The sequence below is a fragment of the Hoylesella enoeca JCM 12259 genome (genome assembly GCF_000613405.1).
GTDB classification, from domain to species: Bacteria; Bacteroidota; Bacteroidia; order Bacteroidales; family Bacteroidaceae; genus Prevotella; species Prevotella enoeca.
In genome coordinates, this window is record NZ_BAIX01000013.1 from 43,728 (window position 1) to 58,621 (window position 14,894).

At 48.6% G+C, this 14,894-nt stretch carries 8 protein-coding genes and 4 pseudogenes; 4 read left to right on the top strand and 8 right to left on the bottom strand.

Annotated features, from left to right (window positions below):
- Positions 1-25: 25 nt before the first annotated feature.
- Positions 26-724: a response regulator transcription factor RprY gene (gene rprY, locus JCM12259_RS05905; RefSeq protein ID WP_025065758.1), complete on the top strand. Its 699-nt coding sequence runs from the start codon at positions 26-28 to the stop codon at positions 722-724.
- Positions 725-1,037: 313 nt separating this feature from the next.
- Here rprY and JCM12259_RS05910 read toward each other — a convergent pair whose 3' ends face one another.
- Positions 1,038-1,217 (bottom strand): hypothetical protein, encoded by a 180-nt coding sequence (locus JCM12259_RS05910; protein ID WP_025065759.1) that lies wholly within the window; start codon positions 1,215-1,217, stop codon positions 1,038-1,040.
- A gap of 189 nt (positions 1,218-1,406) precedes the next feature.
- Between JCM12259_RS05910 and JCM12259_RS14100 the strand changes: the two are divergent.
- A pseudogene (locus JCM12259_RS14100) lies at positions 1,407-3,493 on the top strand (LTA synthase family protein).
- 217 nt (positions 3,494-3,710) lie between these two features.
- Here the strand turns inward: JCM12259_RS14100 and JCM12259_RS15795 are convergent.
- Both JCM12259_RS15795 and hisC read right to left on the bottom strand, forming a co-directional pair.
- Positions 3,711-5,176 (bottom strand): annotated as a pseudogene (locus JCM12259_RS15795) (anaerobic C4-dicarboxylate transporter).
- A 332-nt stretch (positions 5,177-5,508) separates the two neighbouring features.
- Positions 5,509-6,545, bottom strand: a pseudogene (gene hisC, locus JCM12259_RS14115) (histidinol-phosphate transaminase).
- Between the two features lie 86 nt (positions 6,546-6,631).
- Here hisC and JCM12259_RS05930 point away from each other — a divergent pair.
- On the top strand, positions 6,632-7,807 hold the full coding sequence (locus tag JCM12259_RS05930) for an MltF family protein (RefSeq protein ID WP_025065760.1): 1,176 nt from the start codon (positions 6,632-6,634) through the stop codon (positions 7,805-7,807).
- Here the strand turns inward: JCM12259_RS05930 and JCM12259_RS05935 are convergent.
- Together JCM12259_RS05935 and JCM12259_RS14120 are read right to left on the bottom strand one after the other, a co-directional pair.
- Positions 7,798-8,673 carry a hypothetical protein gene (locus JCM12259_RS05935; protein ID WP_025065761.1) on the bottom strand — a complete coding sequence of 292 codons (876 nt, stop codon included), beginning with the start codon at positions 8,671-8,673 and terminating at the stop codon, positions 7,798-7,800. The genes JCM12259_RS05930 and JCM12259_RS05935 overlap by 10 nt on opposite strands.
- A gap of 25 nt (positions 8,674-8,698) precedes the next feature.
- A pseudogene (locus JCM12259_RS14120) lies at positions 8,699-9,462 on the bottom strand (RNA methyltransferase).
- A 313-nt stretch (positions 9,463-9,775) separates the two neighbouring features.
- Between JCM12259_RS14120 and tamL the strand changes: the two are divergent.
- Positions 9,776-11,983, top strand: coding sequence for a translocation and assembly module lipoprotein TamL (gene tamL, locus JCM12259_RS05945; protein WP_025065762.1), 2,208 nt, complete (start codon positions 9,776-9,778; stop codon positions 11,981-11,983).
- A gap of 126 nt (positions 11,984-12,109) precedes the next feature.
- Here the strand turns inward: tamL and JCM12259_RS05950 are convergent, their stop codons facing one another.
- The 3 genes from JCM12259_RS05950 to JCM12259_RS05960 form a co-directional block, all read right to left on the bottom strand.
- Entirely contained in the window at positions 12,110-12,562 is a 453-nt protein-coding gene (locus JCM12259_RS05950) for an HU family DNA-binding protein (protein WP_025065763.1), read from the bottom strand.
- A 336-nt stretch (positions 12,563-12,898) separates the two neighbouring features.
- Positions 12,899-14,521: a hypothetical protein gene (locus JCM12259_RS05955; protein ID WP_025065764.1), complete on the bottom strand. Its 1,623-nt coding sequence runs from the start codon at positions 14,519-14,521 to the stop codon at positions 12,899-12,901.
- Positions 14,522-14,548: 27 nt separating this feature from the next.
- On the bottom strand, positions 14,549-14,758 hold the full coding sequence (locus JCM12259_RS05960) for a hypothetical protein (RefSeq protein ID WP_025065765.1): 210 nt from the start codon (positions 14,756-14,758) through the stop codon (positions 14,549-14,551).
- Positions 14,759-14,894: the final 136 nt, after the last annotated feature.

Sequence of the window (14,894 nt, forward strand, 5' to 3'; positions counted from 1 at the left end):
ATTAACTTTTAAAATAACAACGACTATGGATGAGAAATTAAAAATCTTGCTTTGCGAGGATGATGAGAACCTCGGAATGTTGCTTCGTGAATATTTACAGGCCAAAGGTTATCAGGCAACGCTATGTCCTGACGGCGATGCCGGATATAAAGAGTTCATGAAAAACAAGTTTGACATCTGCGTGCTCGACGTGATGATGCCCAAGAAAGACGGTTTCACGCTGGCCCAGGAGATTCGGCAGGCCAACGCCGAGATGCCGATCATTTTCCTCACGGCTAAGACATTGAAAGAAGATATACTTGAAGGCTTCAAGATTGGAGCAGATGATTATATCACCAAACCGTTCTCGATGGAAGAGCTCGTGCTGCGGGTGGAAGCAATCTTGCGCCGTGTTCGTGGTAAGAAAAACAAGGAATGCTCTGTTTATCACATCGGTCGCTTCACCTTCGACACGCAGAAACAGCTGCTCACCATCGGTGACAAGCAGACCAAGTTGACCACGAAAGAAAACGAACTCTTGGCGCTTCTCTGTTCGCATGCTAATGAAATTTTGCAGCGCGACTTTGCTTTGAAGACCATTTGGATTGATGACAACTATTTCAATGCGCGTTCGATGGATGTGTATATCACTAAATTGCGCAAGCATTTGAAAGATGACGACCAGATCGAAATCATCAATATCCACGGCAAAGGTTACAAATTGATTACGCCGGAAGAGGATTAAGACGAATCGATCAATAGTGGAATGTAATTAGGAAAAGGGTTTATCCGCATAGGATAAGCCCTTTTTGTTGGTACCCCGAAAGATAAAGAGACAGACTGAAACACGTTTTGTCGCCCGTGTCGTTATTTCATTGACGAATTAGCTTTTGACCAATTGGTTGGCCCATGTGTTTGGGAGCTGTTTCTAACGAAGCGTGAGTTGTGCTTCGATTAATGGTTCGTTGCGCGGCAAAAGACCGTTCGTTGTCGTGCATTTAACGGTGAATGAAAATACGCTTCATTTGCTGGTTATTTCTCATTATGCGTTTTGCCATTCAATAAATGCCGTCTCGGCGTTGCAAAACGATATGGATGATGATGCCGATGATGATCAATGCCAAGCCGGTCAGCATCGGAATATTATACCGAGTCCAGCCCGTTGCATAGCAGATCAGCAACGTCAGCACGCCGATATACACGACATAGAGTCCTAAATGTTTAGAGATCTTTCTCATTTCGGATGCGAATTTGCGGGCAAAAATAAGGAAAAACATCGTGAAAAGCGACTTTTCGCCATGGTTTTCTACCTGATCTGATTGCTCATTACATCAATTCGTGCTCACTTTTTATGTAAAAACAAGATGTGAACGGATAGCTTTTTTAAAATTGTTTTGTAATTTTGCGTCCCAAATAAAAACGTATAAATGAAGGCTCATTTCTTTCAAGAAGGAAGCGTGCGACGCAGAAATCCCGTTTTCCTGATGATGTGTAAGTTTCTGAAAGCATATCTTGCTGTCGGTTTTCTGCTTCGTATAATCCTGATGTTGACCACGCCTTCCGATGCTGGTCTCACTTTTGGGTCGGTGTTCAGATGTTTGGGCGTGGGCATTTTGGCCGATTTCGGTATGGGGATTTTGCTCACTGTCCCGCTGATGATTCTCTATCTCGGTCTGAATGAAGTGAAGTATGGACGAAAGACAGGCTTGGTCATCAACGTTTTACTGTTGGTGGCTTTTCTCTATTCGTATTGGCCTCAGTCTATTTTTTATCAGTATGGTGGCGGCGCACCGAAAGTGGCCCACCTCTTTTTAGGTTGGAAACTGCTGAGTTTCTCTTTCCGCCATTTCATTCCACGGATCAGAATGGTGTGGCGGAGACTGTCTCTTTATTTTGCATGGGCTGTTTACGTGTTTCTTATGTTGGTTGTTGCCGTTGGCGAATATCTGTTTTGGCAGGAATTCGGCGTGAGATACAACTTCATTGCCGTGGATTATCTTGTTTACACGCATGAAGTGATTGGCAATATCATGGAATCTTATGCCATCATGCCATTGAGCGCGGTGCTGTTGATGCTTTCGGTGGGTATCATTTATGGGCAATCGCGGAAAGAACGATTCAAATTGGAGAAGCTCTACGGCCCTAAACTTCTGGCAGTTCACTTAGGGATCTACCTGCTTTTTTGTGCTGTCGGTTATGGAATAACAGTATCGACACATTCGTTGTCGAGTCAAAACCAATATGTTACACAGTTGGAGCAGAATGGTGCATGCGATTTTGTGATTGCCTTTCAGAGCAGTCGGCTGGATTACGATGCTTTTATGCGATGCTTCCCGAACAAAAGTGCAAGACGCTTTACCGTCAATTGGCGGGCTTGGATATGCAGGGTGAGAAGTCGATCGGTGATTCGTTGCAACCTCAACGCTGCAATATCGTGCTCATCACAGTGGAGAGTTTGAGTGCAGATTTCTTGAAACGATACGGCAACAAGGAGCAGATCACGCCCAATATTGACCGATTGATGGATCAGAGTTTGGTCTTTGATCGACTGTATGCGAATGGAAACCGAACCGTTCGCGGCTTAGAGGCTCTTTCGCTTTGCATTCCTCCGAGTGCCGGCGAAAGTATTATCAAACAAAAAAACAATCGAATGGGGAGTTTGTCTGTGGGTGATGTGCTTCGGAAACAGGGTTATTTGGTGCAGTATTTGTATGGAGGCGACAGCTATTTCGATAATATGGGCGACTTCTTTTCGCACAATGGCTATCAAGTTATTGATCGTTCGTCGATCAATCAGCATGACATCACCTTTTCTAATATATGGGGCGTGTGTGACGAAGACATATTTAATAAAGGTTTGAAAGTTTTTGATGACAATGCGAAGCGTAAACGGCCTTTCTTTGCACAGTTTATGACAACCAGCAATCACCGTCCTTACACCTATCCCGACGGCAAGATCAAGGTTGATGGAGATAAAAACACACGTGAGGCTGCCGTGAAATACACCGATTATGCTATTGGGAAGTTTATCCGCGATGCCTCTCGCAAACCGTGGTTTGGCAACACCGTGTTTGTCATCATTGCCGACCATTGCGCTTCGAGTGCCGGAAAGACATCGTTGCCGATAGACAGATACCATATTCCCGGCTTCATTTATAGTCCCGGACGCATAGCACCCAAGTCGGTCGATAAAGTTTGTTCGCAGATCGACGTGATGCCGACACTATTTGCTTTGCTTCATTTGCGGTGTCGGGTTCGCTTTGCCGGCCAAGACATTCTGTCTCCGTCGTTTCATTCCCGGGCTTTCATGGCCACGTATCAGGACTTGGGTTATTTGGAGAATAATCGTCTGACGATTCTTTCGCCAGTGAAAAAGATCACGCAATATGATGTGACGCCGCTTGCTGACGGCACTTTCGAAGAGACGCCGACACATCGACCGCAACCGTCGCTCATCATGAAAGCGCAGGCTTATTATCAATACACCAATCTCTATTTACGCAAGAATAGATGATAGAAAGGTCATTTGTGATTTGAATTTATTCGATCAATGCATACGACAACGCCGCAAGTCATCCGAGCTTGCGGCGTTGTCTGTTTCCCAATCCGATCAGAATGCTATGCTGATTAATGGTTAAATGCACGCCAACTAACGCTTGATTGCAATGCGATAAAGCATGAATGAGAATGCGACTTAACACCGCCGACTGATCGATGCATGACTTATCGTATCAATACAAGCCTAAAATGCCATGGAAAACATACGATAACGCGTAGGCAACGAGCGTACTCGTGATGACGCTCACGAGGCCCGGCATCATGAAACTGTGGTTTAGCAGATATTTACCAATCACTGTCGTGCCCGACCGATCGAAGTTGACGGTAGCAATATCTGATGGATAATTCGGGATGAAGAAGTAACCGTAAACACTCGGAAATACGCCCAGCAACACCCATCCGTCGATGTTCAGCTTGTAAGCCAACGGCAACATCGCCACGACCACAGCTCCTTGGGAATTGATTAACACCGAAACCAGGAAGAAAGCAATGGCGATGCTCCATGGATAAGACGCCACCATGTTGCCCAGCATAGCCTGCATCTCTTTCAGATAGTTGCCGAAGTAAGTGTCGGCAAGCCATGCGATGCCGTAGATTGCGACCACGGCGACCATGCCACTTTGCCAAACTGCACCATTCACAGCTTTTTTCGGCGAAGCTTACAGCAGATGATCATCAGCGCCGCAGCACTGATCATGATGATCTGAATGACGAGATTCATCTTCAAATACTTCGACACTCCTTCTGTGACGCCTTTCACCACTACGCCGGCTTGGGCTAATTGCGCTGCCGACTCACTCACACCGTTTATGAGTGTGATGCTACTTTGCCCGCCTTTCACCACTTGCACTTCATCATAACTCGGCAGAAGCCCCTGGAAAATAGCAAACAACACGATGACAGCCAGTGCGCCGAAGAAGATATAGACGGATCGTTTGGCATTCGCGTCGATCTTTTTGTCGAGTGTCGTAGCCGTTTCTCCGTAAATGTAAGTGTATTGAACAGGATCTTGCAATTTAGTTTGGAACATCGGATCTTTATCCAAATCCAATCCGCGATGATAAGAAGCGACCGCTGCTGCCATCAATCCGCATAGGCAAGCGGGGATTGTCACCATCAGCACTTGCGGTATGGTGACATCGAAATGATAAGCACTCGAAATCGTAACGAATGCCACCACGGCCGCAGCGATAGGTGAACACGTGATGCCCACTTGTGAAGCAACGCTGGCCACACCGCAGGGACGCTCGGGCCGGATGCCTTTTTTGATAGCAATGTCGCAAATAATCGGCATCAATGTGTAGACAACATGCCCTGTGCCGACCAATACTGTGAGGAAAAACGTGCACAATGGAGCCAGAAACGTGATGCGATCGGGATGCTTACGAAGCAATCGTTCGGCCACTTGAATGAGCCAATCCATACCGCCCGAAGCCTGTAAGATACCCGCACAAGTCACAGCTGCGATGATGATATAGATGACATCGGTCGGCGGCGAGCCTGGTTTCAATCCGAATCCAAATACGAGTAGTGCGAGTCCGATACCCGAAATAGCACCAAGAGCGAGGCTTCCGTATCGGGAACCCACCCAAAGAGCCAGCAAGACAATGAGCAGCTCGATAATCATTGTAATAGTCATAATGTTTGGAGTGATTGTTGGTTGTTATGTGTGCAAATATAACCGTTTTTTCAATACTAACCTATATTTATATCAAACAAGATTTAAATTCGTTGAAAAAAGAAGTGTTTGACAGGTGGACGAGGGTGAGAAGTGGACGAGTGAACGTCTTGACGAGTGGACAAACGGATGAGTTAAGGAGGGGGAGAATTAGAAAATAAATGCGCGAGTGATATAAAGCGTGCACTGATTAATGGTTAAATGCACTGCAACTAACGCTTCATCGCGCTGCAACTAACCGTCAATTGCAGTGCAATGAAGCATGAATGAGAATGCAGCTCTGTGCTGCTGTCTTAGTAATACTGTCTCAATGCGGCAAGCAAAGCATTGTTTTCGCTCTTGGTCCCGATAGAAATACGTAGGCAATTTGTGCAAAGCGGTGTGTCGATGAGCATGCAAACAAAGATCTGTTTGTGCAGTAAGTATCGTAAATGGCCGCTGCATCGGTCATCCTGACAAGTATAAAGTTGGCGTCGGTGGGGTAGACGGCTTCGCAGATGGGCAACTCTCGCAGCGCGTCGAGCATCCGGCGGCGTTCCAAAAGCAGCATCCGCACCCACTTGTCTACCTCATACGGATCGCGAATCGACTCGATGGCTTGTTGCAAAGTGAGCTTGTTGATGGCGTGCGGAGGACGCACTCGCTCGAAAACATCGATGATGTCGCGTTGCGCAAAAGCCATGCCTAATCGGATGGCAGCGTTTCCCCATGCGTGACTCAACGTGTTGAGCACGATCAGATTGGGGTGGGTGGCGATCTCATGACGCATCGAACGTTGCGCGGCAAAGTCGCCGTAAGCCTCGTCGACGACGACAATGCCATTGAATTTGGTTACGACCTGCAACATCTCTTCGCGTTCGAGACTGTTACCCGAAGGGTTGTTGGGTGAACAAAGCCATATTATTTTGGTGCGCACATCGCATGCATCGAGCACTTTCCGAGCCGAAAGTGCGAATCGTTCGTCAAGTATCACGGCCCGATAAGTCGTTTCGTTGAGATCGGCATAGTGTTGATACATTGTGTAAGTGGGCGAAATGGCTACTGCATTATCTTTTTGTGGTCGACAAAAGATACGAAATGATAGGTCAATCAGTTCGTCGCTGCCGTTGGCCAATGTGATCTGCTCGGCTGGGATACCCCTGATTTCGGCGATCAAAGCCTTGAATTGCCGTTCCAAATCAGTGGGATAACGATTAAAAGGAGCGTTGTAAGGATTTTCGTTGGCATCGAGTCGGATGCCGGTTTCACGCGTTTCGCTTGTAGCAAAGAAGTCGGCGGACATCGAAAGCGCATGAATATTGGGGCGAATCAGTTCTTGTAAACTTCTCATTGATGGTTAATCAGCGTTTCACAGCACAAAAATAGGTATTTCAAAAGATATTTCCAAGAAATGTATTACTTTTGTATCGTTTTCGTATGCACATCAAATCGATCTGTTTTTTGTTTCTTCTCGCTTTCATGATAAGTTGTTCCGAGAAGAGAGAACCGGTGACAACGCCTTGGGGAACATCGCTGGACAGCGATTCGATACCTGCTTCCGGCGACTTCAAACTCAATGATATTGTGAATAACGGCGAGTTGATAATGCTTACGTTAACGGGTCCCGACAATTATTATGACTATCACGGACATGGCTTAGGCACGCAATATCTGCTGTGCGAGAAGTTTGCCCAGAAGTTGGGTGTGTCTCTTCGAGTGGAAGTTTGCAAGGATACGACAGAGTTGGTAACGCGTTTGCGCAAAGGCGATGGTGATATTGCGGCTTTTCAGTTACCTCGAACCACGCGCGGCGTGATGTTTTGCGGAACAAGAATAGATTCTCTTCGTACACAATGGGCAGTGCAGTCGAGCAACAACGAATTGGCAGACGCACTCAACCGATGGTTTAAGCCGAGAATGATCCAAGAGATTCGTGCAGAGGAAGCATTCTTATTGTCCACCCGAAGTGTGACACGCAGGGTCTTTTCGCCGATGTTGAACCGTGCGGGTGGCGTGATCTCGCACTATGATCACTACTTTCAGAAATATGCTCCGTTGGCTCGTTGGGATTGGAGACTAATGGCGGCACAATGCTATCAGGAATCTACTTTCGATCCGCAAGCGCGTTCTTGGGCAGGTGCTTGCGGACTGATGCAGATTATGCCGGGGACAGCCGCCCACCTGGGCCTACCTCAATCGAAGATGTTCGATCCAGAATCGAACATCGCTGCATCGGCTAAATATTTGCAAGAGTTAGAGGGTAAGTTTTCGGATGTGCGTAATCGGGTGGAGCGTTATTACTTCGTGCTGGCCAGTTATAATGGCGGTTATTTCCACATTCGTGACGCCATGGCACTCGCCCGTAAGTATAATCGAGATCCATACCGCTGGGACGACGTTTCAGAATTTGTTTTAAAGCTACGCGAATCGGCTTACTACACCGATCCAGTAGTGCGTTATGGCTATATGCGTGGTGGTGAAACGGTGGGATATGTATCGCGCATTCGCGATCGTTGGGCGCAGTATCGCGGCGTGACCCATAGCGGGTTCTCAGGCGTTTTTAGCCCGACAACGCCTCAACGCGCAAAGCATAAATACAGGTTTCATATCTGACCGCGTTCCCGTTCGGTGGCTTCGATCGAACCATAAGCATAATAGAGCACGAAGATCGACCAAATCACAAGGTAGATCGAGAGGAAAAACGTTATCAAAGCAGTGCCGTAAAGCAAAACTGAGAATCCCGACGGAACGCCCGACAGATCGCCTTGCAATATCCCTATTTGGTTGCACACCTGCGCCATGGCTATGATTCCGAAGGGTATCGAAAGTACAAACAGGATAAGACCGAAGATGAGCGCCATGACAAACAGTGTGATGAAGAGGAAGCCCCAATGCCGCAGGCCACGGCGATAAGCTTTGCCGAAGACGACAGACAGTTTCATATCCGGCTCTATCCAATATTTCATGAGGGAGAAAGCAAGGGGCAACAGGGCGGCGCCGATGATGGTTGCAAGCAAGATTAGGATGCCCCATGAAGCCACGCCAGCCGTTTCTGCCGACATTTTCATACTGAATAGGGCCTTCATGGCGAGTACATCTCCTTCTCTGAGGACGATCGCCGCCAGAAGGATGATGCCCGCTAAGAAGACATTCAGCAACAGTGAGTGCAACAGATTAGACCGTTTTGGCAGACCGTTGAACAGACTTGCCAAGACCGTTGCGATCCAAACGCTTGAAGCCAGGGCGAGAACATCTACGCCTCCCATGATCAACAACCTCTCGAATGGTGTCGACAAGCCGGCATCTGTCCATGCTTTGTTCGGCATATATAGGATGATCAGCGCAGCCAACACCATCGAATAAACCAGGACCGGGAACCACGTACGTTTGAAGACGGTGGTGAGATGGGTGCTGAAAAGGATGTAAGCGGCTTTGATACAGGCAGAGTGACTGCGGCTTTTGTATAATTCTGTTTCCATTATTTGATTCCTTTCATTGATTGTTTTAAAGAGTTTGACGACGCCGAAACTCGCTGCATGCGATAGCGGCTGCGATGGCCACGTTGAGACTCTCGGCTGTCTCGCGACCTGGCGGGTAATTAGGAATGAGAAGTCGGCGTGTGACGCGCTTACGAATCTCAGGCGAGATGCCATTGCCCTCGTTGCCCAACACGATGAGTCCGTTACCCGACAGCGTTTCGCCATACAGATCCTTGCCATCTAAAAGTGTACCGTAAACGGGCGTACCGGCTGGGAGAGAGTCGATCAACTGCACCAGATCAGTGTAAGTGACGCGCACTCTCGCGATGCTGCCCATAGTTGCTTGCACTACCTTGGGATTATAGACGTCGGCTGTGTCGCGACTGCAAAAGATGTCGGTTATACCAAACCAGTCGGCTATGCGGATGATCGTGCCGAGGTTTCCAGGGTCTTGAACGCCATCGAGCGCCATCGACAAGGTTTGTGAAGCGATCGATCCATCGGTGCTGTCTGCGAATTGTGGGAACACGGCCAGCACCTCCTGCGGATGCTGCAAGAAACTGATATGCTGCAATTCTTCGTCTGTCACCGTCGTAATCTCGGTCGACCGGCTGAGCATGGCCGATGAGCGACTATCCAGTCGACTGTGGCAAAGACTGCTCGGGCAGGCAAGACGGTCAGCAGATCACCCACCGTCTTCGGCCCTTCGGCAACGAATAGCCCAGTGTCGGCACGATTCTTCTTGCGTGCCAATGAGCGGATATAGCTGATTTTGGCTTTGCTGATCATTCTATTTATAATTGAGTCCTTGTCTCTTTCCTATGGGATAGGTTTATTTCCGGATTACCCGAGCAAATTTACTGCTTTTTCCTGGCCCAACCAAATCGTCGGAGTGAATTTCTTGTCCGCTGCCGCTTTCTTTCAGCCCGATAGTTTATAGCTCACTCACATATTTCTTAAATATAGCGAGTCTTTGGTGAAAAACTATTGTTTTGAGGCTTTTGATCAAGGGAAAACGGAGTTTTTAATATGTTTTATTGTAACTTTGCTCCACTTATCTCATTTTAAAGCATTGAATAGATTGGATTTCCGACGCATCATCATGAATCATCTTGCCAAGAGTCTGTGGTTGGCAACATCGGTTGTCGTATTGGCGGCATGTTCGGCCACCAAGTTTGTGCCCGACCGGTCGTATCTGTTGGATCGGGTAAAAATAAAGTCGGCCGACAAATCGCTCAACACAGCCTATCTTGAATCCTATATCCGACAGAAGCCCAATTCGCGCTGGTTTTCTCTCTTCAAGGTCCCCTTGGGCACCTATGCCCTTTCGGGTCGGGATACGACCCGATGGATCAACCGCACGTTGCAGCATATCGGCGAACGACCGGTGATATTCGACACGTTGCAGGCGCGCCTTTCGTGCGACGATCTGCGCACGGCTTTACAGAATATGGGATATATGAACGCAGTGGTCGGACTCGAAACGCGTGTCAAGAGCAAGCGGCTCAAGGCCATTTACACCTTATATCCCGGTGAACCTTTCCGCATCGGAACGGTCAACTATGATATTCAAGATTCGGTCATTGCCCGCATGCCGCATCTGACCGATGCGCAGCGGCAGGGGCTGAAGCCCGGGATGCAATTCACCGTAGACCGTTTGGACGCCGAGCGAAAGCGCATCACGACGCTGTTGTTGGATAGTGGTTATTATCGTTTTCATAAGGACTTCATCCAATACGAAGCCGACTCAACGCGCGGGAACCGACTGGTGGATATCACGCTCCAACTGTTGAAATATCGTGTCACTGCCGAGTCGCCCGAAACGCTGCATCCTCGTTACACCATTCGTGACGTAACTTACCAGAGCAGCGATTCTGTCCACTTGCACCTGCGTCGTCGGGTTTTGGAACATAACACGGCCATCAAGGTGGGACAACCTTTCTGTGCTGCCGACTTGCAGCGCACTTACAATAACTTTGCACGCTTACAGGCCGTGCGCTACACCAATATCCGATTCACCGAGCAACCCGATAGCACACTCTTGGATTGCCATATTCATTTCAGCACCAACAAGCCGTCGACCATCGCTTTCCAACCCGAAGGCACCAACACGGCCGGCGACTTCGGGGCGGCTGCATCGCTGACCTATGAGAACCGTAATCTGTTTCACGGCAGTGAGACATTCAGTGTGCAGTTGCGCGGGGCCTTCGAAGCCATCACCGGGCTGGAAGGTTATCAGAATCACAACTACAAGGAGTATAGCGTCGAGACCAAGCTGGGATTCCCGCGGTTTGTGGCGCCGTTTCTGTCGCGCACATTCCGCCGCCGTAGCCGAGCCACATCAGAGTTGGCCTTGGGTTGGGACTTACAGAATCGACCCGAATTTCACCGCCGCGTCTTCTCCGCTTCGTGGCGTTATAACTGGGCGGAGCTTCGCCACCACACTGCATATAGATTGGATTTCCTCGACTTGAATTATGTCTACATGCCTTGGATCAGCGAGACATTCAAGCAAAACTATCTCGATAACGCCACCAATCGCAATGCCATTCTGCGCTATAATTATGAGGATCTGTTTATTGTGAAGATCGGGTTCGGTCTCACTTACAACAACGGTGTCAATGTGATTCGTGCCAATGCCGAGACATCAGGTAATCTGCTCAATGTCGTTTCGCGGCTCACAAGCATGCAAAGGAATGGGCGCGGACAATACACCTTGTTTAATATAGCCTATGCTCAGTATGCGAAGTTTGATTTTGATTATACCCATCTGCATCGTTTCGACGAGCATAATCTGCTGGCGCTGCATGCAGGCTTAGGCGTTGCCTATCCTTATGGCAACAGCAAGGTGTTGCCGTTTGAAAAGAGATATTTCTCGGGTGGGGCCAATTCGGTACGCGGTTGGGGCGTACGCGGCTTGGGACCGGGTAAGTTTCGCGGCACAGACGGTGCTATTGACTTCATCAATCAGACCGGCGACATGAAGTTGGACTTAAACGCTGAGCTGCGCACCTTCCTGTTTTGGAAATTCGACGGCGCCTTTTTCATCGATGCCGGCAACATCTGGACGCTCCGTAATTATGCCGAACAGCCTGGCGGACAATTCAAGATCGGCGAGTTTTACAAACAGATTGCCGTGGCTTATGGGTTGGGGTTAAGACTCAATTTCAATTATTTCCTCCTGCGTCTTGACATGGGTGTCAAGGCCATTAATCCGGTTTATGTCACGCGCGAGGAGCATTACCCCCTGTTTCATCCTCGCTACGGTCGCGATGTCTCTTTTCATTTCGCCGTTGGTCTCCCATTTTAGTTCTCCCCGCTTATAGATAAAGGTGAAAAGGTGAAAGGGTGAAAAGATGCTGGCACCACACAGGCAGGCATGCTTTCACCCTTTCACTCTTTCACCTTTTCACTTTTAAATCACTTTTTCACCTTTCTAAGGTTTAGGTTTCGCGGGCTTTTTCTTCTCTTCGCCTTTCCATTCCTCCCACTCAATCTCCACGTCCGACAGGCCGCGGATGGCGCGTTTGCCGGCAGCGCTACCTGCACCGTTCTTGCTGAAACGTGTTTCGGGAATGAAGCGCACGCGAACACCGGTGATTTGATTGGTCGTCACTTCCTTCTCCGTTGCCACACCGCCTTTGGCAGCCACGGCGGTGAAATAGAAAGTGCCGATGCCGTCAAGCTTCACCGAACGGCCTTGTGCCATATAGTCTGCCATAATTGGTGCTAACGCGGTGAACACGGCACGCACGTCGGCCGCGCTAACAGTTGATTCGGCAGCGATGCGCTTGCATAGTTGTTCTGTACTCACGGGGCTACCCACCAAAACAGATTTGGGGTACCACCTGTTGTTAATTTTCATCAAGATCTTTTTCCAAAATGCCATAGTTTTAAATGTATTGTGCTTACGGTTGAAATCGAAACGCAGACGGCGGTTGGTCTGTCTTAGGACTACATCACGTCTAAAGTAGGAGTAGATGCCATCTGAAGTAGGACTACATCTCGTCTGTAGTAGGAGTAGACAAAACCTATATCAGAACAACATTCCGTCCCTTTCCTACCGACCTTTCGTCTTTGTCTCTTTTTCGCACATAAGCGGATGAATAAATATGTTAACTAAAAAATATTTCTTGTTGATACCCTCCGTCCTCGGCTGTCAAGCGAGGAGCGCGAGGGGGATATTAATTGCAATGGTTTTCACAGGGGTAGTAACCACTTTGAATCACTCAAACGGTCGCACGAGGAACCCCTGGTTACGGACCGACCAGTCGTATATGCCCAATTTGGGGCCAAGGCAGATTAGATAGTATGAGGTATCGGAATAGCCTGGCACCCCACTTGACGACCAATAGATAAGTTCCTCGTGGATATCCATGAGGGTTCCATTGCTGAAACAGCCCAAGGCTGGGAGGAAAAAGTAATCGGTGGTATTGGTGGGGATGTCGCGGGAGTAAGAGACATCGCTGAGAGGAAGGATAGAGATACGGTAATCACTGCCCGCTGCGTCTGTGCTGGATGAATAGTACTTTTCTTTCATGTCTGCTTGAGAAGTAAGCTGGTTGTAGCCTGCGGCTTTTAAGTCGTTGTAGATTACTGATTGCTTCTTCAACCATAAACCGCCCACGTAAAGGTGACCCTTGAAAGCCCAAAGGTTTTTGGATTCATAACGTGGGTCGCCATGCTTTTGGTAATAAAGCAATTCGTTGACGTTGGGGGCAATGGCGCAAGAGTTGGCGGCATTGGTGGCTACACCGGAGCCGTTATTAGCGGTGCTACAGTTGCTATTGGCGGAGCGAGTGCCATAACTATCGTAATTGGTATTGTTTTCGAGCACATCGGGTAAGGTTACGCCATCCCAGTAAGGAGCCTTAGCATCCCATTGGCAGTAATAATTGAGCCATGGACTGTAGTCGATCACTTGCAGGTCGGTAACCACACGACGGTTTTTGCCCGCAGTAAGGGTAATATTGTTGTAAGTCTTGGTAATGGTGCCGTCTATATGGGTGATTTTGTCTCTCAGGGTGTATTCCACGGTGAGAGTGCTGTAGGTGCCGGGAGCTAATACCATGATGGCTGCGTTCTTGGAAGGGTCGGGGGACGTGCCTTTGGGGATGGTGAAGTTGTTGAGCATGAGCAGGATGCTTTTTGCCCATGCGTCTGTGGGGCGCGATGTGAGGTCGATACCGTTGTCGTTGAAGTTGAACTGACCTGCAATGGCCTTGTCGGCTGTTACCCTGATATAAACGAGGGAAGCTTGGGAAACTACACTCTGAGAAGTATAGGGCATAAAGGTGAGGTAAGCAGCCTTATGGTCGAGGGTGAAATGGTATTTACCATCTGACTGCTTTTGTGCATTGGCTACGCCGCAATCGCCATCTTCACCGATATGACTGGCATCGTTAGGAACAGACTGATATTGTTGTGCATTGATCGTTACTTTGTCTGCTACTCCGTTTTTACCGGTGTAGCGCACGGGATAACTCGAAGCCGTATAAGTTCCGGTGAAAGCAAAGCTGGCTTTGGCGGCTCGCTTAACACCGGTCGGTATAGCTGGATTAGCTACAAGTAGGTCGCTGATATTGTTCTTGCTGTCCTGCTTCAATACGGGAGATGTTGCGGTGCCAGCGTTGACCCATAGACGGTCACCTTCGGTCCAATAGAAATTCAAGCCCGAGCCATCATATTCGCCCGTGGTGCGGGTTGCCTGGTCTTCTTCTACGAAGCTGGTGAGGCCTTCGGTACCCAGCTCTTGGTCGTTATCTTTATTTGCTGTGTCGTCGCTTGCGCAGCCGGCAAAGGATAATAGGCCGGCGATTGCGAGCAATGATAAAATGTTTGTCTTCATCTTGTTTGTTCTGTTTTAATTTGTTTGTTAAATGCCCCAATGTTGCGGAGCGTCTTCTTCTTCGTCCTCGTCGAACCAACCTTGCTTGGCGCTCAGATCATCGCCGTCGTCATCGGCCTTTTTGTGTCCGCCGCTGTTGGGGAACGAGGTGTCCATCAACTCACTGTGGGCCTCCATTTGGATGGCCTCAACTGCGGGCTTCGCATAAGCCCATCTCTCTAATTGTTTTTGTTTCATAATCGCTATGTTTTGAGTGAATAATTCGTGAAGTTTTCCCTCTTGCTCGGTTGGCAAAAGGGCATGAAAAGAAGAACAAAGGGAACTCCGAGAAGCCCTTTGTTTATTGGTGTTTAGCTGTCGCCTTACGCGCGCG

Bases quoted from the DNA above. Each gene is read 5' to 3' on its own strand.
- rprY (WP_025065758.1), top strand. From the start codon at position 26: ATGGATGAGAAATTAAAAATCTTGCTTTGCGAGGATGATGAGAACCTC.
- JCM12259_RS05910 (WP_025065759.1), bottom strand. From the start codon at position 1,217: ATGAGAAAGATCTCTAAACATTTAGGACTCTATGTCGTGTATATCGGC.
- JCM12259_RS05930 (WP_025065760.1), top strand. From the start codon at position 6,632: ATGCACATCAAATCGATCTGTTTTTTGTTTCTTCTCGCTTTCATGATA.
- JCM12259_RS05935 (WP_025065761.1), bottom strand. From the start codon at position 8,673: ATGGAAACAGAATTATACAAAAGCCGCAGTCACTCTGCCTGTATCAAA.
- tamL (WP_025065762.1), top strand. From the start codon at position 9,776: ATGAATCATCTTGCCAAGAGTCTGTGGTTGGCAACATCGGTTGTCGTA.
- JCM12259_RS05950 (WP_025065763.1), bottom strand. From the start codon at position 12,562: ATGGCATTTTGGAAAAAGATCTTGATGAAAATTAACAACAGGTGGTAC.
- JCM12259_RS05955 (WP_025065764.1), bottom strand. From the start codon at position 14,521: ATGAAGACAAACATTTTATCATTGCTCGCAATCGCCGGCCTATTATCC.
- JCM12259_RS05960 (WP_025065765.1), bottom strand. From the start codon at position 14,758: ATGAAACAAAAACAATTAGAGAGATGGGCTTATGCGAAGCCCGCAGTT.